General features: G+C 41.3%; 1 protein-coding gene. It reads left to right on the top strand.

Going from position 1 to position 717, the window contains the following annotated elements; all coding sequences use genetic code 11:
* The coding region (locus JEP40_RS18965; RefSeq protein WP_420094348.1) for a T6SS immunity protein Tli3 family protein at window positions 1–634 on the top strand (634 nt) is incomplete at its 5' end.
* Window positions 635–717: the final 83 nt, after the last annotated feature.

A 717-nucleotide genomic window follows, 5' to 3' on the forward strand; every position in this document is an offset into this window, starting at 1 on the left:
GCAACAGCGTTTAATGGCCGAAGAAATTAAAAGTTACGGTCCCCCCGTCGTGATTTATCGTATTGATGACCATCGCTTTTTTACCTTGGAGCAATATAACCATCGACGAGAAGGGATCACTTATTACAACAATACAAAAAATAATATTCATAAAAAAATATTATCTGGTTCAGCCTGTTTATACCAAGGGCGTTTAATTTGGGCAACAGAGCGTGATGATGCCTTAGCTTTCCCTGCCGTATTGAGTCGACAAACCGACCAGTGTGCAGGCACTAAATGGGGGTGTGTTAACGCCATTATTGTCACCCTTGATGGCGGAAAAACCTTCAGACCCACTAATGGTGGGTTTGGTGGTAATACTGATTATCCTGGGGTTAGATCGGCTAAATTCGATATTATCGTAACAGATGAGGGATTTTATCTAGGAGAATCTCCATTTCCTCGTTTAAAAAATGATGGACTTGATGATCCCTGGTGGCGAAAATTTTATTTTGATCCTACCGATTCTAATTATGTTCATAGTAGTGTCGGGGATAAAGAATCTCCCTCTTCAACACTAAAAACTCCCTCAGGACAAACCCGTTTTGATTGCAGTGCCCCTTCTATTTACCCTATTTCACAGGCAGAAAAATGATGTGCAACAATAACCCAACTCGTTGGCTAAAACCTAAAGAGTGCCTTGATGGTAGTCAAGAATGGCGTTCTATCACTCATGCC

The organism is Proteus vulgaris, assembly GCF_016239305.1.
Classification (GTDB): Bacteria; Pseudomonadota; Gammaproteobacteria; order Enterobacterales; family Enterobacteriaceae; genus Proteus; species Proteus vulgaris_C.